The sequence below is a fragment of the Inquilinus sp. CAU 1745 genome (assembly GCF_039839375.1).
Lineage (GTDB): Bacteria > Pseudomonadota > Alphaproteobacteria > DSM-16000 > Inquilinaceae > JBDOQU01.
Map to the genome: position 1 here is coordinate 42,487 of NZ_JBDOQU010000021.1, position 21,126 is coordinate 63,612.

Genomic DNA, 21,126 nt, shown 5'->3' on the forward strand with positions numbered 1-21,126 from the left:
TTCCTTGCGAAGGCCGTCTCTACCGGAAAAAGCCGACAAAAGCCTACATTTGCCTACACCAGAATTATTCCACCGAAACCAAGCCCTGGTTGACCAGCCACAGCGCCACCTCAACGGCCTCCGGCGGCAGGTCGGCGGGCAGAGGGACCGACGGCCGGCCGGCGACGGCGCGGGCCAGGTCGGCGGCGGGGCCGGCGGGGCAGGGGCGGGCGTCGCCGTCGGCGAACAGGGTTGCGCTGCCGTCCGGCCGGTCGATGAAGGCCAGCCGCGCGTCGGCGGAGCGGACGAGCGCCGCGCCCTTCGCCGCCTTGGCGGCCAGCGCCTTCGCATTCATCGGCCGCCCCGGCGGCTCGACCGGCGCACCCGGCTTCGGTTCGGTGACATGCCGGCCGAACCAGCCGGCCACCGCCTCGTCATCCTCCAGCGCCGCGCGCAACAGGGCACGAGCGCGGTCCAGCGCGTCGGGCGCAATCATGCCGGGATTGGGCTGGGGCGCGAGGCCGGGGTCGGCGTAGCGCGGCTCCTCTGCGCCGTCAGCCGCGCGCTCCGCCAGCGCATCGGCAAAGGCGGTCGCCAGTTCGGCGGCGGACGGCGCGCGGAAGCCGATCGAATAGGTCAGGCAGCCGCCATCGGCCGCCGCGACCCCGCCCTCCGGGGCCGGTTCCGCGACGCCGTCATGGGCGAATCCCGGCGGCAAATACAGCATGTCGCCGGGCGCCAGCACCCATTCGTCGGTGACAGGCATCTCCTTCAGGATGCGCAAGGGCACGCCCTCCACGCGCGGGCTCGCGGCGTCGCAGCGGGGGCCGACGCGCCAGCGCCTGTAGCCGGCGCCCTGCAGCAGGAACACGTCATACTGGTCGTAATGCGCGCCGACGCCGCCCTTCGGCGCGCCGTAGCTGACCATCACATCGTCGATCCGCCAGGACGGGATGAAGCGGAAACCTTCCAGCAATTCCGCCACCTCCGGAACCCAGCGGTCGACACCTTGCACCAGCAGCGTCCAGCGTTCCGGCGGCAGAGTCGCGAAATCCGCCTCGTCGAAGGGTCCGTGCCGCAACTCCCAGGGCGGCGTTCCGCCGGTCTCCAGCACGATCCGCGATTCGGCCTCCGGCTCGCAGGCCAGGCCCGCCAGGTCGTCGGCCTCCAGCGGGCCGGTGAAGCCGGGGATCGCCTGCCGGATCAGAAGCGGCTTCTTCTGCCAGTATTCGGCCAGGAACCGTTCGACAGTGAGGTCGCCGAGAACGTGCGGGGCGGGGGAGGGGGAAGGCATGGAACGGCTACCGGAATGATGACAAATGATGACGTTTGATGACACCCGAGTCGCCCCTAGGCGGAACGGCCCGTCCTCTTTATATCGAAGGGCAGGACATCACCAACGGAGGATATCGCCATGACCGCCAACGGCGCGACGGAGAAGGACCCGGTCGTCATCGTCGGCGCGGCGCGGACGCCGATGGGCGGCTTCCAGGGGGATCTGGCGGCGGTCAAGGCGCCGGCGCTGGGCGGCGTCGCGATTGCGGCCGCGATGGAGCGCGCCGGGATCGCGGCCGATCAGGTGGAGGAGGTCGTGATGGGCTGCGTGCTGCCCGCCGGGATGGGGCAGGCTCCCGCCCGCCAGGCCTCCCGCGCCGCCGGCATCCCCGATTCGGTCGGCTGCACCACCATCAACAAGATGTGCGGGTCCGGCATGAAGGCGGCCATGTTCGCCCATGATTTGATCGCCGCCGGCTCGGCCCGAATGATGGTCGCAGGCGGTCTGGAGAGCATGACCAACGCGCCCTACCTGCTGGACCGGGCGCGCGGCGGCTACCGCATGGGCCATGGCCGGGTCTACGACCACATGTTCCTGGACGGGCTGGAGGACGCCTATGAGCCGGGCCGGCTGATGGGAACCTATGCGGAGGAGACGGCCACCCACTACCAGTTCACCCGCGACGCCCAGGACGAATTCGCGATCCGCAGCCTTGAGCGCGCCCGCAAGGCCGGGTCCGACGGCACCTTCGCGCGGGAGATCGCGTCCGTGACCGTGAAGGACCGGAAGGGCGAAAGCGTGGTCGCGGAAGATGAGCAGCCGCGCAAGGCGAGGCCTGAGAAGATTCCCTCCCTCAAGCCCGCCTTCAGCCCCGACGGCACGGTGACGGCGGCCAATTCCAGCTCCATCTCCGATGGCGGCGCGGCGCTGGTGATGATGCGCCGGTCGGAAGCCGACAGGCGGGGGCTGAAGGTGCTGGCGACCGTCCGGGGCCACGCGACCCACGCCCAGGCGCCGGCCTGGTTCACCACCGCGCCGATCGGGGCCATGCAGGCGCTGTTCGACAAGACCGGCTGGAAGGCGGCCGATGTCGACCTGTTCGAGGTGAACGAGGCGTTCGCCGTCGTCACCATGGCGGCGATGCGCGACCTCGACCTGCCGGCCGACAAGGTGAACGTCCATGGCGGGGCTTGCGCGCTGGGCCATCCGGTCGGCGCGTCGGGCGCGCGGATCATGGTCACGCTCTTGAACGCGCTTGAGACTTACGGGTTGAAACGCGGCGTGGCCTCCCTCTGCATCGGCGGCGGGGAGGCCACTGCCATCGCGCTGGAACGCGCCGCCTGACGAAGAGGCTCAGCGGACCGGCGTCGGCTCGTAATACTCGATCTCGTAGGACTCGCCGTTCCAGACCAACTCGTCCTCAGCATTGAGGATCAGCGGCCGCACGCCCTCGACGAAACCTTCGCCGATGGCGACCTGCCGGGCGAAACTCTGGAACACCGGCTCATAGCTGTCGCCGTCCCAGCGCAGGACCTCCAGCATACAGCCCTGGTCGCCGCACATGGAGGTGTCGTTCCAGTAGACCAGGATCTCCCGGTCCGTCTCCGCGCCCGAGCCCTCGGCGTCAAGATCGACCAGCGCGATCTCGAAGGGCGGGTTCGACCAGTCGATAGCGGCCGGCACATCCTCGCTGTAGAGCCGGTCCAGCGTCTCGATATGCTCGCGCGGGATTTCCGTCAGCCATTCCAGCGTCGGGGGCGGCGGGTCGCGCAACTGCTCGACATTCAGCTCCCGGTCGCCGGCGGGTTTGGCCATGCCGATCGGCCGTTCTTCGGACAGCGCAACGCCCGAGGGCGCGTCGGCGGCAGCCGCCGTCGCGGCGTTCACCCGTTCCTCCAGCCTGTACATCGTCTCCAGACTGATCGAGCCGGTCTCCGGAAGCTCGGCATCCTCCTGGAAACCGCGCAGCGCTGTCCGGGTCCGGTCGCCCATCACGCCGTCGGTCGGCCCGGCCTCGTAGCCCAGCTTGTTCAGGTTGAACTGGACGCTCCTGATATCCTCGCGCTGGAGCGTCACCTGATCGTCCTTGGGAAAATAGATGCCGGCAAGCTGGCCGCCCGGATCGCAGAAATCCGCGCTGGAGCCGCTGGGCTCGACCTCCGCATTGTCCGGGAAGAAGCGCAGCACGACGACGCCGTCGCCGCCGGCGGTTTCGACCGTCACCGCGTCGCCCTCCAGCCGTCCTTCGGCGAACAGGCTGCATCGCTGCTGATCCTCGCCTTGCGTATGGATCGTGAAGAAGGTCTCGCCGCGTGATCCTGTGGCGACCTCGAGCGTGCCGCGCCAGCCGCCGCTGGCGGCGTATTCGTAGGTTCCGTCATGTGGCCCCGTCTGGGCCATGGCGGTCGCGGGAACGGCCAGCGACAACAGGGCGGCGCCCGTCAGCAGTCGGGTCTTGAGCATTGCTTGGTCCCTCTCGATCTCGGCCGCGCCCGTTCTATCAGGCAGGCGTCGGCTCTTCAGAAGATCGATGAAGGGTGGGCGGCGATTCGGGCGATTTTCCGCCGCGACGCCGCCCATCGCATGGCTTTAGCCGGACCGGCCAGCCTTAAATCAGCCCGTCCCGGCGCAGCATCGCCTTCGGGTCGGGTTCCCGTCCCCGGAACCGGCGGTAGAGGTCCATCGGCGGCTCCGATCCGCCCTTGGACAGGATCTCCGTCCTGAACCGGCGCGCGGTCTCGCGGTCGAACAGGCCACGCTCCAGGAACAGCTCGAACGCGTCGGCGTCCAGCACCTCGGCCCATTTGTAGCTGTAATAGCCGGCCGCATAGCCGCCGGCGAAGATGTGGTTGAAGCTTGGGGACGTCATCGCGCCATCGACCTTCGGCAATAGCCTGAAGGGTTCGGTGACCTTGTCCTCGAAACTGTCGACCGACCCGATCCCGGCCGGGTCGCGATCGTGCCAGGCAAGGTCGAGTTGCCCGAGGCTCACCTGCCGCAGCGCCTGCGTGCCGGCGAGGAACTTCGCGCTTTCCTTGATCTTGCGCGCCAGCTCCTCCGGGATGGGCTCGTCGGTTTCATGATGCCGCGCGAACAGGTCCAGGCTCTCCTTCTCCTGGATCCAGTTCTCGAATATCTGGGACGGCAGCTCCACGAAGTCCCACAGCACGTTCGTCCCCGCCTGGGACCGGTAGGCGCAGTCGGACAGCAGGCCGTGCAGCGCGTGGCCCATCTCATGGAACAGCGTGCTGACCTCGTCGAAGGTCAGCAGCGACGGCTTCAACCGGGAGGGCTTGCTGAAATTGCAGACGATCGCGATGTGCGGCCGCTCGGGCCCGCTCTGCTCCCGCACCACGGTCATCCAGGCCCCGGCGCGCTTGCCGGGGCGGGGGAAGAAGTCGCCGTAGAGCAGGCCGACGAACCTGTCTTCCTCTTCCTCCCGGACCTCGAAGACCTGGACGTCGGGATGGTAGACCGGCAACGCCGTGGTAGGCTGGAAGGTGACGCCGTAGAGCCTCCTCGCGTGCTCGAACACGCCCTCCAGCACGCGGCCGAGCGCGAAATAGGGCCTCAGCGCCTCCGATTCGAAATCGAAGCGCCGCTGCTTCAGCTTCTCCGCATAGTAGGAGAAGTCCCAGGGCATCAGCGGGTCCGGGCCGCCCAGTTCCCGCGACAGGTCCTGGAGTTCGGAAAGGTCGCGCTCCGCCGCCGGACGGGCGGCGGCGGCGATCTCGTCCAGGAAGGTCCGCACCCGCTCCGGGCTTTCGGCCATCCGGCGCTGGAGCACGAAACCGGCATGGGTGTCGAAGCCCAGAAGCCGCGCCCGGCGATGGCGTAGCCCGACCCGCTCGGCGATCAGCGGCCGGTTGTCCGTCGCGCCTTCCGTCGCCCGCGTCGCATAGGCGCGCCACAGCGTCTCGCGCAATTCGCGGCTGTCGGCGAACTTCAGGAAGGGCAGGTAGCTCGGGATATCCAGCGTGAACGCCCAGCTTCCTTCGCGGCCCTTCGCTGTGGCCGCCTCGGCGGCGGCGGATACCGCGCTTTCCGGCAGCCCGCCCAGGTCCGCCTCGTCCTCGATGAAGAGGGCGAAGGCGTTGGTGTCCTTCAGGATGTTCTCGGTGAAAGCCGGTCCCAGCTTCGACAGGCGCTCGTCGATGGCGCGCAACTCGCCCTTCTCGTTGGCGTTCAGAAGCGCGCCGTTCCGCACGAACGTCTCGTAGAAGTCTTCCAGCAGCTTCCGCTGGTCGGGGCGCAGCGCGGTAGCGTCCGTCCCGTCATGGACGGTCTTCACCCTGGCGAACAGCGCCTCGTCCAGCAGGATGTCGTTCTGGAAGGCCGCGACCTTCGGCCCGACCTTGTCGGCCAGCGCCTGCAACGCGTCGGTGCGCTCCGCGCCCAGCAGCACGTAGAACAGCCCGGCGATCCGATCGACCTCCTCCGTCGCGTTCTCCAGCGCGACGATGCTGTTCTCGAAGCTCGGCGGCGCGGATTCGCTGGTGATGGCGTCCAGCCGGCGGCGCGCGTCCTCGATCGCCTCCTCCAGCGCCGGCATGAAATGCCCGGCCTCGATCCGGTCGAAGGGCGCGGCCGCATGAGGCAGCGTGGACGCCGTCAGCAGCGGGTTGTCGGTGGTGGGGAAGGGGGCCTGGTCCATGTCGCTCGGCGTCGGTGGGTGAGAACGCCGGACCTTAGCGATCCGGCGTCCGCGCCGCCAGCCGTGCGATGGAGGCTATGCCGTCAGCGATCCCGATCGCTGCAGGGCGGCGTCGTAGAGCCGGACCGCCCCGAAACTACCGACCGCCACCAGTGCGGGGGGCAGGCTGAAGATCCATTGGCCCTGTCCGACGACCAGGCCGACGACCAGCATCATCAGGGCTCCGAAGGCCGCCAGGGCGGCGATGACATCGAGAAGGAGAACGACCGGTCCGCGGGCGATCTCAAGCGGGCGGCCGGCGCCCGCGGGTACTTTGCTTGTCGTCATGGGATCAGGCTGGATACTCGCGTTGGTAATGACGGGATGATGCTTCATTACAGGTTAAGGAAGCGTAACAGAACCCGCTCCGGTGAAGTGTTCGGGTTGAAGTCTTTCCGCCGCCTTCAATCGCCAAATCCGGCGCCTTTCGCCAGGGACAATCCGAAGACAAACACGGCCCCTCACTGCTGGGGCGGCTTCCTGAGTTCCAGGAAGAAATCGTAGGCGGCCATGATGATCACCAGGCAGAGGACGGTGAAAAGGGCGGGCTCCGGCACGTTGACCAGAAGCGGGACGAAATAGGCGACGACCCCGACGAGGGACAGCACGGCGAGTACGCGGTCGATCATGGTTCGTGGCTCCTCTCAGGCCGCTTCATGGGATTGCGAGCGGTCGTCTTCATTGAGTGTCCGGGCAAGCCAGCTTGCGGTGCGCAGAAGCCGGCCATCATCGCCCGGCCGGCCGACCAGTTGCACGCCGATCGGCATGCCGTTGCTCCCGGTCAACAGCGGCAGCGTCACGGCGGGCGCGCCGCAATAGGTCCAGAGCGTGCAGAAGGCGGGGCTGCCGGTGTCCGACAGGCCTTTCGGCGCCTCGCCGGTCGCAGCCGGCGTGATGATGGCGTCGAACCGGTCCAGCAGCCGGTTCAGGCCGCCGGTCAGCACCTCGATCCAGTCATGGGCCAGCGCGTAGTCGACCGCCAGGACCGACCGTCCTTCTTCGATCATGCCGGCCAGCTTGTCGCTCAGCCTGTCCCGCCCGTTCTCATAATAGCGGCTGAAGCTCTTGGCGAGATCGGCCAGCATGATCGCCCGGTGCATGGCATGGGCGTCCGCGAAGGGCGCTGGCAGATCGACCGTCTCCGCCGCATCGCCGAGAGCTTCCATCAACTCTCCGAACCCATCCTTCACATCGTCATCGGCCTGATCCCAGACCGGCGTTCGCACGAAGGCCAGGTTCGGCCGAAGCGGCGGCTTCGCCTGGACCAGCGCCGAAAGGTGCGGCGCGGCCGTTGGCTGCATGGCGCGGTCCCCGGAATCATAGACCGCCAGCACGTCGCCCAGCAGCGCCACATCCCCCAGCCCGCGCCCGAACAGGCCGATCGTGTCCAGCGCGGGCGATTGCGACAGGACGCCCCGTCTGGAGATCATACCCCGCGACGGCTTATAGCCGACCACCCCGCAATAGGAGGCGGGCCGGATGGTGGAGCCGTTGGTCTGCGTTCCGACGGCAAGCGGAGCCATATGCGCGGCGATTGCGGCGGCCGATCCGGAGGAAGAGCCGCCCGGCGTCCGTTCCGGATCGTGCGGATTGCGGGTCTTGCCGGGATGGTAGACGGCAAGCTCCGTCGTCACTGTCTTGCCCAGTATGACCGCCCCCGCCTGGCGCAGGCGCGCGACCAGGAAGGCATCCTCGCGCGGAGTGCGCCCTTCCTCCAGCGGCGTGCCGTATTCGCAGGGCAGGCCGCGCGCGTCTATGATGTCCTTGAGCGCGACCGGCACGCCGTGAAGCGGGCCGATGGGCCTGCCCGTCAACCGATAGCGGTCGAGCGCGCGGGCCTGCTCCAGGGCATGGTCGGGATCGATATGGGCGAACGCGCCCAGCGTCCCTTCCTTCGCCTGGATAACCTCCAGATGAGCTCTCGTGACTTCCTCCGCCTTCGCCGCGCCCTCGGAGATCACGCGGGCGAGGGTAGGGACGTCGAACTCCGTAAGCTCCCCGAGGGACCGGCTCCTCTTCACGGGACTTGCCCTCCCCATCATCCGTAGAACAGCGTCGGCAGCCAGTAGATGGTCGCCGGGAAATTGTAGACGATCACCATCGCGATGATGATGAGCGCCAGGTACGGCATCACGCCCCTGAAGATCTGGACCAGCGTGACGTGCGGCGGCGCTATGCCTTTCAGATATAGCGCCGCCATCGCCATGGGCGGCGACAGGAACGCCGTCTGGAGGTTGAGCGCGATCAGGATGCCGAAGAACAGCGGGTCGATGTCGTAGACTTCCAGCAGCGGCAGGAAGATCGGAATGAAGATGATGATGATCTCGCTCCATTCCAGCGGCCAGCCCAGCAGGAAGATGATCAACTGGGCCAGGAGCAGGAAGGCGAGCGGCGAGAGGTTGAGGCCGATGACGAAGTTCGCGATCAACTCTTCTCCGCCCAGATAAGCGAAGACCGATGCGAACGTCCAGGAGCCGACGAACAGCCAGCAGACCATGGCCGACGTGCGCACCGTCAGATAGACCGATTCCTTCAGCCGGTCCCAGGTGAGCGCGCGATAGGCGGCGGCCAGCAGCAGCCCGCCGAGAGCCCCGATGGCTGCGGCTTCCGAGGGCGTGGCGAGGCCGAAGACGATGGCGCCGAGAACCGCCATGATCAGCATCGCCAACGGCAGGAAGGAAGTCAGCAGCATCCACATGATGTGGGAGAGGGAGGTGTCGCCCAACTCCTCCTTGGTGGGCTTGGGGGCAAGCGACGGATTGATCCATGCCCGGGCGATCACATAGGCGATATAGAGGCCGGCCAGGAGGAAGCCCGGAATGAACGCCGCCGCGTAGAGCTGAACGACCGACACGCCGGAGGTCGCCGCGTAGACGATCAGCATGACCGATGGCGGGATCAGGATGCCCAGGCAGCCGCCGGCGCAGATGACGCCAGAGGCCAGCGAGACGTCGTATCGAGCCTTCAGCATCGCCGGATAGGCCAGCAGGCCCATCAGCGTCACCACGGCGCCGACGATGCCGGTCGCCGTCGCGAACAGGGCGCAGGTGACCAGGGCGGCGATCGCCATGGAGCCCGGAAGGTGCCGCGTGGCGATGTTCAGGGTGGAGAACAGCCGCCCGATGATATTCGATCGTTCGACGATGTAGCCCATGAACAGGAACAGCGGGACCGCCGTCAGCGCGTCGTTCGCCATCACCGAATAGGTCTGGTTCACCAGCAGGTCGAAGATGCGGTTGTCCAGGATGCTGTCCATCCGCTCCGCGTTGAAATAGGCGTAGTAACCGACGCCGACCGCCATCCCCATCAGCGTGAAGGCGATGGGGAAACCCAGCATGATGAGAAAGATGAAGGAGCCCAGCATCAGCAGGGCGACTTGTGGGTCGGTCATTGTCCGCCATTCCCCATTGGCTTCGCAGAGGGATCGACCACATCCACCGCTTCCGCGGAGCCGTGGCGGAGCCTTTCGCGCTCATGTTCGCGTATCAGGACCTGTTCCAGTTCCTCGACATCCTCCAGATGCTGCGGCCAGACGCCGGTTCTTATGCAGACGATGCATCGCAGCATCTGCGCCACTCCCTGGAAGAGAAGGATGATGCCGGCGGCGACGATGATCGACTTGAACTGGTAGATCGGAATGTTCGCCGGACTGAAGTTGCTGACCTCCAGATAGCGCCACGACCGTTCGGCGTACTTCCAGCCGGCGAAGATCAGGGCGAGAACGCCGGGCAGGAAGAACAGGAAATAGAGCACGAGCTCCAGCGTCGCCTGCGTCCGCGGCTTCCACAGTCGGTAGAGGAAGTCCGCCCGCACATGTCCGTCCCGTGACAGGGCATAGGCGCCTCCCATCATGAACAGCGCGCCATACATGATGTAGGTCACGTCGAACGCCCAGGATGTGGGATTGGCGAAGACGTACCGCATGAACACCTCGAAGCTCACACCGAGGGTCATGACCATGATCAGCCAGGCGAACGCCTTGCCGAACCAGTTCGAGATCTTGTCGATGAACAGGATGATATCCAGCATTCTTCCCCGGCCTCTCAGAAGTTAGGCACGTGAAGGGCGACGCCACCGGCGCCGCCCCACGCTTGCCTGTCCCAAACCACTGGAAGGGCCGTCAGAAGGTCAGCTTGCCCGGGAAGTAGTGCTCGTAAGCCGCCTTGTAGTCCGCCGAATTCATCAGGCTGTAGAAGCCGACCCGTTCGGCCCACTCCTTCTGGCTCTCGATGATCCGCCGGAACAGATCGTCGCCCTCCATCAGCGGCGCGACCACTTCGTCCCAGGCGGCGAGCTGGGCCTCCATGATCGACTGCGGCGTGCGCTTCACGTTGACGCCCGCCTCGTTGATCAGCGCCTGGAGGTCCTTGGAGTAGTTGTCCATGGCCAAGCCGTAATTGGCGGTGTTCGCCGCCTCCCCAGCGTAGCGCAGGATCGCCTGCAACTCGGGGGCCAGGGATTCGAACCGTTCGCGATTGAAGATCAGCTCGAACGATTCGCAGGCCTGGTGATAGGAGCCCAGCATGTAGTTCTTCACCACGTCCTGCGCGCCGAACCGGCGGTCGGAGGTCGGGTTGTTGTACTCGAACGCGTCGATCACGCCACGCTCCATGGCCGGCACGATCTCGCCGCCCGGAAGCTGCGTCACCGCGAGTCCCAGCGCCTGGTTGAGGTCGGCCGACAGACCCACCGTTCGGTATTTCAGCCCCTGCACGTCCTCGATCGAGGTCGGCTCTTCGGCGAACCAGCCGAAAGGCTGCGTCGGCATCGCGAAGGAATAGAAGCCGACGACGTCCAGAGCCAGCTGGTCCTGGACCAGCTCGTTATAGAGCGCCTGACCGCCGCCATACTGGAACCATGCGATGAGCTGCGCACCGTCAATGCCGAACACCGGCCCGGTGCCGAACAGAGACGCCGCCTTGTTCTTGCCGTACCAGTAGGCGCTGACGGTGTGGGCGGCGTCCAGCACGCCGTCATGGCAGGCGTCCTGCACCTGGAAGGCGGCGACGATGGCTCCGGCCGGCTGGACGTCGATCTGCAGGCGTCCGCCCGACATCTCGTTGACCCGGTCCGCGTACTGCTGGGCCATCTCCTGGAAGATATCGGAGACAGGCCATGAGGTCTGCATGGTGAGCGTGGTGGTCTGCGCCCTTGAAATCTGGGGCATGGCGACGGTGGCGACGCCTGCGCCCGCGGCGGTCGCCGCGCCTGTCAGGAACTTGCGGCGGCCGGTGCTCTTCGGAGCGCCCTTCGCCGGTTGGGTGGCAACAATATCCGTTTTATCGGTCATTTCTTCCTCCCCAGATTTATTTGCAGATTATTGTTCGCGTAACGCGTGTCGAAACCGTCGGCATGGCGGACGGTTTCTTGCCGGGACGAGTTGCCGGCCGCTATCTTGCTGCACCTCCCGTACGTCTTGAAACCCTAAGGTGTCAGAGACGAATCGCTTTAGGTCGACGAATAGCCGTCTATCAATAGGCGATCGCCGCAAGAACGGTCAATAGGTTGGAGGGCACATTATTTGCCACCAATTACTGCATTGGTCCTTCTGGCGAACGAAAATTGCCGGCGAAATTGAACAGGAAGCAGCACCGATGGAGAGTCTGCAAAGGGAACCGGCCGAAGAAGGGGCCGTCATCTTCCATTTCGACTTCGCCAGCCCCTACGCCTACCTCGCCTCCACCCAGATGGACGGGCTGGCGGAGCGGACGGGGCGGAGGATCATTTGGCGGCCGATGATGCTGGGCGCGGCGATGAAGCTCACCGGCGCACAGCCGCTGGTCCTGATGCCGATGCGCGGAGACTATGCCCGCCATGATTTGAAGCGGTTCGCCGCCTTTCTCGACGTCCCCTTCGAGATGCCGCCCCGGATGCCGATTCGCTCCCTCGCTCCGGCGCGCGCCTTCTATTGGCTTCGCGATCAGGACGGCGGCAAGGCGGTGGAACTGGCGAAGGCCCTCTTCGTCGCGCATTTCGGCCGGGGAGAGGATATTGAGCCGGCGGCAACGGTGGCCGAGATCGCCCGATCGCACGGCATCGACGACACGGCACTTCTGGCAGGCGTCGAGGATTCCGCCATCAAGGAGACGCTGAAGCGGGAGACCGATCGCGCCATCGCACGGGGCGTCTTCGGCGCTCCTTTCTTCCTGGTGGACGGCGAACCGTTCTGGGGCGCCGATCGTCTTCCTCATCTCGAACGATGGCTGCTGGAAGGCTGATCTCCTGAACGCTCACCCTCATGGCGGTTGCCCCGCCGACCTGTCGGCGGCATGTTGGCCTCCCGCAAGCAGGAGGCGTCGAAGGCATCCATGAGCGTTATCAAGAGCGCTGTCGACACACGATCGGCGACGTTCCGCGACAATGCGGCCGCCATGCGCACGCTGGTCGACGATCTGAAGGCCACCGTCGGCGACATCAAGCAGGGCGGCGGAGAGGCCGCGCGGCGGAAGCATCTTGATCGCGGGAAGCTGCTGCCCCGGGAACGGGTGCGCGCCCTGATCGATCCCGGCGCGCCGTTCCTGGAACTTTCCCAGCTTGCCGCCCACGACGTCTATGGGGAAGCGGTCCCGGCGGCCGGCATCCTCACCGGCATCGGCCGGGTGTCCGGTACGGAATGCGTGATCGTGGTGAACGACGCCACGGTCAAGGGCGGCACCTACTATCCGCTGACCGTGAAGAAGCATCTCCGCGCGCAGGAGATCGCGCTGGAGAACAACCTTCCCTGCCTTTATCTGGTCGATTCGGGCGGCGCCAACCTGCCGCGCCAGGACGAGGTCTTCCCCGACCGCGACCATTTCGGCCGCATCTTCTACAATCAGGCGAACCTCTCCGCTCGTGGAATCCCGCAGATCGCCATCGTCATGGGCTCCTGCACGGCGGGCGGCGCGTACGTGCCGGCGATGTCGGACGAAAGCGTGATCGTGAAGGAGCAGGGGACGATCTTCCTCGGCGGACCGCCGCTGGTGAAGGCCGCCACGGGAGAGGTCGTGACGGCCGAGGAGCTGGGCGGCGCGGACGTTCACAGCAGGGTATCCGGCGTCACCGACCATTTCGCCCAGGATGACGCCCATGCGCTGGGCGTCGCCCGGCGGATCGTCGGCACGCTCAATCGGACGAAGCGGGTGGGGCTCGCGCTCAGGGAGCCGGCGGAACCGCTCTACCCGGCGGAGGAACTGTACGGAATTGTCGGCGCCGATCTCCGCAAACCCTACGATGTCCGCGAGGTCATCGCGCGGCTGGTCGACGGGTCGGAATTCGATGAATTCAAGCGGCTCTACGGCCAGACCCTGGTCACCGGCTTCGCCCATATTTACGGCTATCCGGTCGGCATCGTCGCCAATAACGGCATCCTCTTCTCCGAAAGCGCGCAGAAGGGCGCGCATTTCATAGAGCTGTGCTGCCAGCGGAACATCCCGCTGATCTTCCTGCAGAACATCACCGGCTTCATGGTCGGCAAGAAATATGAGGCGGGCGGCATCGCCAAGGACGGGGCCAAGCTGGTCACCGCCGTCGCGACCGCGAAGGTGCCCAAGATCACCATGCTGATCGGTGGCAGCTTCGGGGCCGGCAATTACGGCATGTGCGGCCGCGCCTATTCCCCGCGCTTCCTCTGGACCTGGCCCAACGCCCGTATCTCCGTCATGGGCGGCGACCAGGCGGCGAACGTACTGGCCCAGGTGAAGCGGGATGGCATGGAGGCGCGCGGCCAGGAATGGCCGGAAGTGGAGGAGGAAGACTTCAAGGCGCCGATCCGCGACCAGTACGAACGGCAGGGGCACCCTTATTACGCCAGCGCCCGGCTTTGGGACGACGGCATCGTCGATCCCGCCGACGCCCGCATGACCCTCGCCCTCAGCCTGTCCGCCGCGTTGAACGCTCCCGAGGAGCGGACGACCTTCGGCATCTTCCGGATGTGAGGAGGCGATCTTGGCCGATCCCGCTATCCTGACCTCCCTCGACGATGCCGGCGTCGCCACCGTGACGCTCAATCGTCCGGAGGTGCACAACGCCTTCAATGATGAAATCATCGCGGACCTTACGGCGACGCTGTCGCGGTTCGGCGGTGATCCGAAGGTGAGGGCGGTCGTGCTTCGCGCGAACGGCAAGAGCTTCTCCGCCGGGGCCGATCTCGGCTGGATGAAGCGGATGGCCGGCTACGGATTTGAAGAGAATGTGGCCGACGCGCGCGAACTGGCGGCGCTTATGCGGACGCTGAACGATTTGCCGAAGCCTACGGTGGCGCTGGTGCAGGGCGCGGCGTTCGGCGGTGGGGTTGGGCTGGTCGCCTGCTGCGACATCGCGCTGGCCGCCGACACCGCCAGCTTCTGCCTGTCGGAAGTGAAGCTCGGCCTGATCCCCGCCGTCATATCGCCCTATGTCGTCCCGGCGATCGGTACACGCGCCGCCCGGCGCTACTTCCTGACGGCCGAACGGTTCAGTGCGCTGGAGGCGAAATCGCTCGGCCTGGTCCATGAGGTGGTGCCGGCCGTCATGCTGGACGCCGCGCTGATGAAGATCATGGAATCCCTGTCCGACGGCGCGCCGGGCGCGCAGGCGGCGTCAAAGGATCTGATCGGCTTCGTCGCCGACCGGCGACCAGGCGACGTGCTGGAGGATTGCGCGCGCCGGATCGCCGAAGCGCGCGCCGGCGACGAAGGCCGGGAGGGGCTGGCCGCATTCCTGGAGAAGAGGCCGCCATCATGGCGGAGGCAGTGATGCCGAACGGGGCGCGAAGGAGCGGCGGCGGAATGTTCTCGAAGATCCTGATCGCCAACCGGGGCGAGATCGCCTGCCGGGTCATCCGCACCGCGCGCCGGCTCGGCATCCGCACGGTCGCTGTCCATTCCGACGCCGATGCGGCGGCCCTCCACGTCGCGATGGCGGACGAGGCGTATGCGATCGGCCCGGCGCCGGCCGCCGAAAGCTATCTGCGCGGCGACCTTGTGCTGGAAGCAGCGAAGCGGGCGGGAGCGGAAGCGATCCACCCGGGCTACGGGTTCCTCAGCGAGAACGCCTCCTTCGCCGACGCCTGCGCTGAGGCCGACATTGTCTTCATCGGTCCGCCGCCGGACGCCATCCGGGCGATGGGCGGAAAATCGGAGGCGAAGGCCCTGATGGAGCGGGCGGGTGTGCCGCTGGTTCCCGGCTACCATGGTGACGATTCATCAGCCTCGCTTCTGGCGAAGGAGGCCGAACGCATCGGGTTCCCCGTGCTGATCAAGGCGTCCGCCGGCGGCGGCGGCAAGGGCATGCGCGTGGTGGAGGATTCCGGCGCGTTCCAGTCCGCGCTCGATGGCGCCCGGCGGGAGGCAAAGGCGGCCTTCGGCGACGAGCGGGTGCTGATCGAGAAATATCTGGCGCGGCCTCGCCATGTCGAAGTCCAGATCTTCGCCGATCGCAGTGGGGAGGCGGTCTACCTGTTCGAACGCGACTGCTCAATACAGCGCCGGCACCAGAAGGTGATCGAGGAAGCGCCCGCGCCTGATCTTCCCGCCGATCTGCGCGCTGCGATGGGTGAGGCCGCCGTCGCCGCCGCGAAGGCGATCGGCTACGAAGGGGCCGGAACGGTCGAATTCCTTCTGGATGAGGATCGCCGCTTCTATTTCATGGAGATGAATACAAGGCTCCAGGTCGAACATCCGGTGACGGAGTTCATCACCGGCCTCGATCTCGTCGAATGGCAGTTGATCGTGGCCGCCGGCGGAAACCTCCCGCTCCGGCAGGAGGAGCTTTCGATCGACGGGCACGCGATCGAGGCGCGGATCTATGCCGAGGACGCCGACAGGGGCTTCCTGCCCTCGACCGGGACCCTCCGGCGGCTGGATTTTCCGCAGGCCGGGCCGCATGTCCGCATAGATGCCGGCGTCCGGGCCGGCGATACGATCTCCGTCAACTACGATCCGATGATCGCCAAGCTGATCGTCTGGGATCGCGACCGGGCGGCGGCGGTACGGCGGCTTGAAGCGGCGCTGACGGAAGTCCGTGTCGCCGGGGTCGCCAGCAATGTCGATTTCCTCCGCCGGATCGCGACGCATCCGGCGTTCCGCGGCGCCGATCTGGACACCCGGTTCATCGACCGTCACGGCGATGGGCTGAAACCTTCGCGCTCCGGCGCGGACGACGCCGTTCTGGCGACGGCGGCCCTGTTCGTGCTGCTGGACCGGAAGAGCGCGGCGGAGAAGGCCTCGCGCCGGTCGGCCGATCCCTGGTCCCCCTGGAACAGGGCGGACGGCTGGCGGCTCAATGACGAAGGGCGGGCGGACATAACACTTCGCGACGAGGACGGTCGGCATGTCGTGCCCGTCCGCTACCGGCGCGATGGCGGCTACCGGCTTTCCCTGCCCAGGGGTGAAATGCCGGTAGAGGGAGCGCTTGAGTCTGACGGCGCGCTGACGGCCGTTCTGGACGGCGTCCGGAAGCGCGTCGTGGTCGACCGCTCCGGCGACATGCTCACCCTGTTCATGGAAGGCGGTGCCTGTGTCCTCCACCTTGTCGACGCAGTCCAGGCGGCCGACCGGGAAGGCGGCGAAGGAAGGCTCGCCGCACCGATGCCGGGCAAGATCGTCGCCGTCCTCGTCGCGGAAGGGCAGGCCGTGAGGAAGGGTGAGGCGCTGGTCGTCCTCGAAGCCATGAAGATGGAGCACACCGTCGCCGCGCCGGCCGACGGAACCGTCGCCCGGCTGCCCTTCGGCGTCGGCGATCAGGTGGAGGAGGGAGCCGACCTCGTCGGGTTCGAAGCGTCGGAGGGGGGCGAGGCGTGACCGGCCTTCCTTCTCATGTGCGGATCGTGGAGGTGGGGCCTCGCGACGGGCTGCAGAACGAGAAGGCGACCGTCCCCACGGCGGTGAAGGTCGACCTCATCGACCGTCTCGGCGAGGCCGGGCTGGCGACGATCGAGGCCGGTGCATTCGTCTCGCCCCGATGGGTCCCCCAGATGGCCGATACGGCGGAGGTTCTGGCGGCGGTGCGCCGGCGGCCAGGAACATCCTATCCGGTCCTCGTGCCGAACCTGAAGGGCCTCGACCTGGCGCTCACCACCGGATCGGTGGAGGAGCTTGCGGTCTTCGGCGCGGCGAGCGAGAGCTTCAGCCGGAAGAACATCAACTGCTCCATCGCGGAAAGCCTGGAGAGGTTCCGGCCGGTCTGCGAAAGGGCTCTCGCCGAGGGACTTCGGGTGCGGGGGTATGTCTCCTGCGTCCTCGGCTGCCCCTATGAGGGAGAGGTCACGCCCGAGGCTGTTCTCGACATGGCCTCGGCCCTGCTGGAAATCGGATGCTATGAGATATCGCTGGGCGACACGATCGGCGTCGGCACGCCCGGCAAGGCCGGTCGTCTGATCGACCGGCTGGCGACGACGGTCCCACGGGACAGGCTCGCGGTGCACTTCCACGATACCTACGGCCAAGCGCTGGCCAACATCCATGCGGCGTTGCGGGAGGGAATCGCGGTCGTCGATTCCTCCGTGGCCGGTCTCGGGGGCTGCCCCTATGCGGCGGGCGCGTCGGGCAATGTCGCGACCGAAGACGTTCTATACATGCTGGAGGGGTTGGGGATCGAGACGGGGGTCGACCTGAAGCGGGTGGCCGCCGTCGGCTCGTTCATCAGCGATGCGTTGGGCCGATCCAATGGCTCCCGCACGGGGCGAGCCCTCTCCGGCCATCCTTGATTGCCTTCCCCGCCATTGCTATACGCGCGCCGCGCCCTCATGCGGCGCGTTTCTTGAAAAGATCGGTAGCCGGATGTCGGACAGACCGCGACTCTCCATCGTCATCGCCGCATATAATGAGTCCGGTAATATCGGCCTTCTGCTCCGGGAGATCGCGGAGCTGTTCGCGGCCGAGCCCTATGAGGCGATCGTGGTCGACGACGGCAGCGACGATAGAACGGCTGCTTCTGTGATGGAGGCCGCCGCCGGGGAACCCCGGATAATGTTGGTTCAGCACGTCCTGCGGAGTGGGAAGAGCGCGGCGATATGGACCGGCGTGGGGCGAGCGAGGGGTGACTGGATCGCCACGCTCGACGGCGACGGCCAGAACGATCCGCGGGACCTGCTCGCCCTCTGGCATCGCCTCCGGGACGATGAGATACCGCCCGATCTCTGGATCTTCGCCGGCTCGCGCCGCCGGCGGAATGACGGGTTCGTGAAGTTCGTCACCTCGCGGCTCGGCAACTGGCTGCGCCGCCGGCTGCTGCGGGACGACACCGGCGACACCGGCTGCGGCTTCAAGGTGATCCGGGCCGATGTCTTCCGCGCGCTGCCCTATTTCGACAACATGCACCGGTTCTACCCCGCGCTGGTCCGCCGCGCGGGCGGGAAGGTGGAGGAAGTATCGATTGACGACCGGCCCCGCCAGTTCGGAACGTCGAAATACGGCTTCTTCGATCGGCTCGCCGTCGGCGCGCTTGATCTCATTGGCGTTTACTGGCTCTGCCGCCGCGCTTCCTGGCCGCGGATTCGAGAGGATGGTTCAAAGTGACGGAAGAAACGGTGATCTGGTGGCTCGTCCTCGGTTTCGCGGGGCAGGCCCTGTTCTCGGCGCGGTTCCTCATCCAGTGGTGGTCCAGCGAACGGGCCGGCCGCAGCCTGATCCCGATCGCCTTCTGGTATTTCAGCATCGCCGGCGGGCTGACGCTCTTCGCCTACGCCCTCCATCGAGGAGACCCCGTCTTCATCGTCGGGCAGGGAGCGGGCGTCTTCATCTATGGCCGCAACCTCTACCTCATCTGGCGGGAACGCCGTCTGCAGGCCGATAGCGGGCAAGCCGTAAGCTGATGTCCTCCGTTTCCCGGACCTGCGCGCCCGAGGAGTCGCGGGTTGTGGCATGGCTGCTGTCGCCACGCGGCGTCCTCGTCGTCTTCGCCCTCTACTCGCTGGCGCATTTTGGCCTCCGCCTCGTCCTGTCGCCGACCCTCGGGCTCGACGATGCGGAGCAGGCCATGTTCTCGCAGGAGTTGCTGGCCGGTTACCGGTTCCGCCAGCCTCCGTTCTACACCTGGCTGGTCTGGTTCTCCGTCGCCGCCTTCGGGCTCAACCTGTTCTCGCTGTTCCTGGTCAAATACCTCATCCTATTTGCCGGGTACGCCGCCTTCCTGTTCGCGGCGCGGCGCTGGATCGGCGATGACAGGCGTGCGGCGCTGGCGACCTACAGCCTGCTGCTGATCTATGTCTTCGCCTATTACCTCCACCACGACCTGACCCACACGGTGGTGGTGGCGACGATGATCGGCGTCGCTTTCCACGCCCTGGCGCTGGCGATCGACAGGGGACGGTGGGGCGACTTCGCCTATCTCGGCCTCGCACTCGGCGGCGGCATCCTCTCGAAATACAATTTCGGCCTGTTCATCGCCTGCGCCGCGCTGGCCGCTGTCTTCGTTCCGGCGATTCGGCCGCGCCTCTACCGGCCGCGGGCGCTGCTGTCGCTCGGCATCTTTCTGGCGATCGCCGTCCCCTATCTCGTTTGGGTCTACCGGCATGATTATTCCTTCCAGAACCTGACCCAGGATGTCGTCCATGCCGCCGACGGCGTTTCCTACCTGTCGAAGGTCGGGGAGGGGCTGCTCGAGCTTCCTCTCAAGCTGTTGGAATTCCCGCAGCCCTTCCTGGTGATCGTGCTCGCGACATTTCCGGCCATGCTGCTGCCCGGCCGCTACAGCCGTGACGATGCCGGCGGAAAGGGCCGCTTCCTGGCCCTCCATATGATCGTCGGCGTGGCGCTTCTCGTGGCGTCGGTGCTGTTCTTCGGCGCGACGCAGTTCAAGGCGCGCTGGTTCCATCCCGTGTTGATGGCCCTGCCGCTCTACATGTTCGCGCGCATAGACGACCGGGCGCTCTCCCGCCGGCGGATCGCCGCCTTTCTGGGGATCGTATCCGCCGTCACGCTCTTCATCTTCGCCGCCCGCGTGGTCGTCGATCGGGTGGCGCCCCACCATTGCGGTTCCTGCCGGACCTATCTGCCCTTCGCGGACGTCGCGGATGATCTGGCGGCGCTGGGTTTCGACGGCGGCACGGTTGTGATGAAGAACTTCCACATAGGCGGCAACCTCAGGCTCCTCTGGCCGGAAACCCGGCTGGTCGATGTCCGCTATCCCTATTTCCTGTGGGGCGAAGCGACGGGCGAAGGCCAATGTCTCGTCGTCTGGCAGGATGAGACCGAGGAGATCCCGCCGATGATAGCCGCTTATCTGGAGCGGGAGATGGGCGTGACCGAACTGCCGGAGGTTCGCGAAGGAACCGTCACCGCCGGCCTTCTCGGAGCGCCGGAACGGACCTATGTGATGTCCTATGTGCTCATCGAAGGCGGAGCGGGCGACTGTCGGTAACCCCCGTCTCGGCCCCCTTTATCGCGAACAGGTCCTGTTCCCCCCGTGACGATTCATCTTCTCAAAATGGCGGTCGGCGTTTCCGACATCGATCACCTCCGGAAAATCCAGGAGGGGCGGCGGCTGGAGGTCGACGGCCGTTCCGTCGTCCGCGGCTATACCAGGCGCCGGCCGCGTCGCGTCGCGGAGGTGACCGCCGGCGGGTCGATCTACTGGATCATCAAGGGGATGATCCAGGTTCGCCAGCGCGTCCTCGACCTGGTCGAAGCCGTCGATGACGAGGGGAAGACATATTGCCAGATGCGGCTGGACCCTGAACTGGCGCCGACACAGAGCGCGCCGCGGCGCGCGATGCAGGGCTGGCGCTATCTCGAGCCGGCGGACGCGCCGCCGGATCTTTCCCTGTCCGGGGACGACGACGCGCTCCCGGCGCACATGGCCCGCGAACTGAGGTCGCTGGGCCTTCTGTAAGGGGCGGTGCGAAAAATCGCCGGGGCCTGAAAAAAGGTGTTTACAGCCACCGGGACCCTCTTTATACACCCCTTCACCGCGACGGACGCGGTCGCCGGGCGGAACAAAGCAAGGCGGCCGGGTCGCGGAGGCGCTCTTGCCTCGGATGTCGCGGTCACATATATTTGACGGCTCTCGATCGAGCCCTTCGACGAAAGAAGAGGGGGTCGGACAGAGTTCGTCGGCTTCGAGCGATCGGGGCGCGGATCATTGACAAGTTGATAATGAGAGAAGGGATGCGAGGGCGGCGGAGCCTTTGGGTGTTACGGGATTGTTCTGTGATGCTGGTTGAGGGTGTCCGTTACGTATCGCATCTAGGTTTACAGTAATCTTCTGAAGTTTTCCGGTT

19 protein-coding genes are annotated in these 21,126 nt (G+C 66.4%); 10 read left to right on the plus strand and 9 right to left on the minus strand.

The annotated features are described in order from the left end of the window. Positions 1-64 precede the first annotated feature (64 nt). Positions 65-1,273, minus strand: a complete 1,209-nt coding sequence (locus AAFN89_RS19430; protein WP_347540878.1) for a cupin domain-containing protein — start codon at positions 1,271-1,273, stop codon at positions 65-67. Between the two features lie 120 nt (positions 1,274-1,393). On the opposite strand from AAFN89_RS19430, the gene AAFN89_RS19435 reads away from it, so the two are divergent. Further along, on the plus strand, positions 1,394-2,599 hold the full coding sequence (locus AAFN89_RS19435) for an acetyl-CoA C-acyltransferase (RefSeq protein ID WP_347540879.1): 1,206 nt from the start codon (positions 1,394-1,396) through the stop codon (positions 2,597-2,599). Positions 2,600-2,608: 9 nt separating this feature from the next. On the opposite strand, the gene AAFN89_RS19440 is transcribed toward AAFN89_RS19435, so the two are convergent. The 8 genes from AAFN89_RS19440 to AAFN89_RS19475 all read right to left on the minus strand — a co-directional run bounded on the left by AAFN89_RS19440 (position 2,609) and on the right by AAFN89_RS19475 (position 11,238). Then, entirely contained in the window at positions 2,609-3,718 is a 1,110-nt protein-coding gene (locus AAFN89_RS19440) for a peptidoglycan-binding domain-containing protein (protein WP_347540880.1), read from the minus strand. Between the two features lie 145 nt (positions 3,719-3,863). After that, positions 3,864-5,909 (minus strand): M3 family metallopeptidase, encoded by a 2,046-nt coding sequence (locus AAFN89_RS19445; protein WP_347540881.1) that lies wholly within the window; start codon positions 5,907-5,909, stop codon positions 3,864-3,866. Between the two features lie 75 nt (positions 5,910-5,984). Further along, positions 5,985-6,236 carry a hypothetical protein gene (locus tag AAFN89_RS19450; protein WP_347540882.1) on the minus strand — a complete coding sequence of 84 codons (252 nt, stop codon included), beginning with the start codon at positions 6,234-6,236 and terminating at the stop codon, positions 5,985-5,987. Between the two features lie 173 nt (positions 6,237-6,409). Continuing rightward, entirely contained in the window at positions 6,410-6,577 is a 168-nt protein-coding gene (locus tag AAFN89_RS19455; protein WP_347540883.1) for a hypothetical protein, read from the minus strand. A 15-nt stretch (positions 6,578-6,592) separates the two neighbouring features. Next, complete coding sequence (locus tag AAFN89_RS19460) at positions 6,593-7,969, minus strand: amidase (RefSeq protein ID WP_347540884.1); 1,377 nt, start codon at positions 7,967-7,969, stop codon at positions 6,593-6,595. Between the two features lie 17 nt (positions 7,970-7,986). Further along, on the minus strand, positions 7,987-9,339 hold the full coding sequence (locus AAFN89_RS19465; RefSeq protein WP_347540885.1) for a TRAP transporter large permease subunit: 1,353 nt from the start codon (positions 9,337-9,339) through the stop codon (positions 7,987-7,989). Further along, entirely contained in the window at positions 9,336-9,977 is a 642-nt protein-coding gene (locus AAFN89_RS19470; RefSeq protein ID WP_347540886.1) for a TRAP transporter small permease subunit, read from the minus strand. Before AAFN89_RS19470 ends, AAFN89_RS19465 begins: the two co-directional genes overlap by 4 nt. Before the next feature lie 91 nt (positions 9,978-10,068). Beyond that, positions 10,069-11,238 (minus strand): TRAP transporter substrate-binding protein, encoded by a 1,170-nt coding sequence (locus AAFN89_RS19475; RefSeq protein WP_347540887.1) that lies wholly within the window; start codon positions 11,236-11,238, stop codon positions 10,069-10,071. 304 nt (positions 11,239-11,542) lie between these two features. Between AAFN89_RS19475 and AAFN89_RS19480 the strand changes: the two genes are divergently transcribed. The 9 genes from AAFN89_RS19480 to AAFN89_RS19520 all read left to right on the plus strand — a co-directional run bounded on the left by AAFN89_RS19480 (position 11,543) and on the right by AAFN89_RS19520 (position 20,738). Beyond that, on the plus strand, positions 11,543-12,166 hold the full coding sequence (locus AAFN89_RS19480) for a 2-hydroxychromene-2-carboxylate isomerase (protein WP_347540888.1): 624 nt from the start codon (positions 11,543-11,545) through the stop codon (positions 12,164-12,166). A 90-nt stretch (positions 12,167-12,256) separates the two neighbouring features. Beyond that, positions 12,257-13,864, plus strand: coding sequence for a carboxyl transferase domain-containing protein (locus AAFN89_RS19485; protein ID WP_347540889.1), 1,608 nt, complete (start codon positions 12,257-12,259; stop codon positions 13,862-13,864). A gap of 10 nt (positions 13,865-13,874) precedes the next feature. Beyond that, positions 13,875-14,663, plus strand: a complete 789-nt coding sequence (locus AAFN89_RS19490) for an enoyl-CoA hydratase/isomerase family protein (RefSeq protein WP_347540890.1) — start codon at positions 13,875-13,877, stop codon at positions 14,661-14,663. A gap of 32 nt (positions 14,664-14,695) precedes the next feature. Beyond that, positions 14,696-16,708 carry an acetyl/propionyl/methylcrotonyl-CoA carboxylase subunit alpha gene (locus tag AAFN89_RS19495; protein WP_347540891.1) on the plus strand — a complete coding sequence of 671 codons (2,013 nt, stop codon included), beginning with the start codon at positions 14,696-14,698 and terminating at the stop codon, positions 16,706-16,708. Continuing rightward, positions 16,705-17,613, plus strand: coding sequence for a hydroxymethylglutaryl-CoA lyase (locus AAFN89_RS19500; protein ID WP_347540892.1), 909 nt, complete (start codon positions 16,705-16,707; stop codon positions 17,611-17,613). Before AAFN89_RS19495 ends, AAFN89_RS19500 begins: the two co-directional genes overlap by 4 nt. Before the next feature lie 73 nt (positions 17,614-17,686). Next, a complete protein-coding gene (locus tag AAFN89_RS19505) occupies positions 17,687-18,424 on the plus strand; it encodes a glycosyltransferase family 2 protein (RefSeq protein WP_347540893.1) in 738 nt (245 codons plus the stop codon). After that, positions 18,421-18,720 carry a lipid-A-disaccharide synthase N-terminal domain-containing protein gene (locus AAFN89_RS19510; RefSeq protein WP_347540894.1) on the plus strand — a complete coding sequence of 100 codons (300 nt, stop codon included), beginning with the start codon at positions 18,421-18,423 and terminating at the stop codon, positions 18,718-18,720. The genes AAFN89_RS19505 and AAFN89_RS19510 overlap by 4 nt, the downstream gene beginning before the upstream one ends. Further along, entirely contained in the window at positions 18,720-20,267 is a 1,548-nt protein-coding gene (locus tag AAFN89_RS19515; protein ID WP_347540895.1) for a glycosyltransferase family 39 protein, read from the plus strand. Before AAFN89_RS19510 ends, AAFN89_RS19515 begins: the two co-directional genes overlap by 1 nt. Positions 20,268-20,312: 45 nt before the next feature. Further along, positions 20,313-20,738 (plus strand): DUF1489 domain-containing protein, encoded by a 426-nt coding sequence (locus AAFN89_RS19520; RefSeq protein WP_347540896.1) that lies wholly within the window; start codon positions 20,313-20,315, stop codon positions 20,736-20,738. The last annotated feature ends 388 nt before the right edge of the window (positions 20,739-21,126 follow it).

Excerpts from the sequence above, each read along its gene's own strand:
- AAFN89_RS19430 (WP_347540878.1), bottom strand. The coding sequence starts at position 1,273 with ATGCCTTCCCCCTCCCCCGCCCCGCACGTTCTCGGCGACCTCACTGTC.
- AAFN89_RS19435 (WP_347540879.1), top strand. The coding sequence starts at position 1,394 with ATGACCGCCAACGGCGCGACGGAGAAGGACCCGGTCGTCATCGTCGGC.
- AAFN89_RS19440 (WP_347540880.1), bottom strand. The coding sequence starts at position 3,718 with ATGCTCAAGACCCGACTGCTGACGGGCGCCGCCCTGTTGTCGCTGGCC.
- AAFN89_RS19445 (WP_347540881.1), bottom strand. The coding sequence starts at position 5,909 with ATGGACCAGGCCCCCTTCCCCACCACCGACAACCCGCTGCTGACGGCG.
- AAFN89_RS19450 (WP_347540882.1), bottom strand. The coding sequence starts at position 6,236 with ATGACGACAAGCAAAGTACCCGCGGGCGCCGGCCGCCCGCTTGAGATC.
- AAFN89_RS19455 (WP_347540883.1), bottom strand. The coding sequence starts at position 6,577 with ATGATCGACCGCGTACTCGCCGTGCTGTCCCTCGTCGGGGTCGTCGCC.
- AAFN89_RS19465 (WP_347540885.1), bottom strand. The coding sequence starts at position 9,339 with ATGACCGACCCACAAGTCGCCCTGCTGATGCTGGGCTCCTTCATCTTT.
- AAFN89_RS19470 (WP_347540886.1), bottom strand. The coding sequence starts at position 9,977 with ATGCTGGATATCATCCTGTTCATCGACAAGATCTCGAACTGGTTCGGC.
- AAFN89_RS19475 (WP_347540887.1), bottom strand. The coding sequence starts at position 11,238 with ATGACCGATAAAACGGATATTGTTGCCACCCAACCGGCGAAGGGCGCT.
- AAFN89_RS19480 (WP_347540888.1), top strand. The coding sequence starts at position 11,543 with ATGGAGAGTCTGCAAAGGGAACCGGCCGAAGAAGGGGCCGTCATCTTC.
- AAFN89_RS19485 (WP_347540889.1), top strand. The coding sequence starts at position 12,257 with ATGAGCGTTATCAAGAGCGCTGTCGACACACGATCGGCGACGTTCCGC.
- AAFN89_RS19495 (WP_347540891.1), top strand. The coding sequence starts at position 14,696 with ATGTTCTCGAAGATCCTGATCGCCAACCGGGGCGAGATCGCCTGCCGG.
- AAFN89_RS19505 (WP_347540893.1), top strand. The coding sequence starts at position 17,687 with ATGTCGGACAGACCGCGACTCTCCATCGTCATCGCCGCATATAATGAG.
- AAFN89_RS19515 (WP_347540895.1), top strand. The coding sequence starts at position 18,720 with ATGTCCTCCGTTTCCCGGACCTGCGCGCCCGAGGAGTCGCGGGTTGTG.